This is a genomic window from Pseudomonas sp. HY2-MNA-CIBAN-0224, assembly GCF_040310285.1.
GTDB lineage: Bacteria > Pseudomonadota > Gammaproteobacteria > Pseudomonadales > Pseudomonadaceae > Aquipseudomonas > Aquipseudomonas helleri.
The window spans coordinates 1-346 of the sequence record NZ_JBEOPQ010000271.1 but is presented as its reverse complement, the minus strand read 5'-3'; the positions used below and the strand labels follow the sequence as shown (position 1 = coordinate 346).

Sequence of the window (346 nt, the reverse complement as noted above, 5' to 3'; positions counted from 1 at the left end):
ACCCAATGCTGCACCCGCGATTTCAAACTGCGCCGCCGCTTCTTGGTAACGCTTCATTTGCGACAAATAAACGCCGTAATTATTGTGCGCTTGCTCAAAATCTTTATCAAGCGCGATGGCTTTTTTAAAATACTGGTCGGCTTTTTCAAGATTGATGCGGCTGCCTTCTTGCTGCAACAAAACGCCCATCATATCATAGGCTGGCGCGTAACGGCTATCAGCAGCAAAGGCTTTTTCTAACTGACGCTGCGCGGTATCAAGCTCGTTTTTGCGGATATATTGCGCAGCAAGCGAGGTGCGCACACGAGCGATTTCTTGTTGATCCAAGTTGCGATTGTCACTCGGT

At 48.6% G+C, this 346-nt stretch carries 1 protein-coding gene; it reads right to left on the bottom strand.

Going from position 1 to position 346, the window contains the following annotated elements; genetic code table 11:
- Nucleotides 1-327: tetratricopeptide repeat protein (locus AAEZ03_RS26350; protein ID WP_350582705.1), on the bottom strand; the 327-nt coding region annotated here is incomplete at its 3' end.
- Nucleotides 328-346 lie beyond the last annotated feature (19 nt).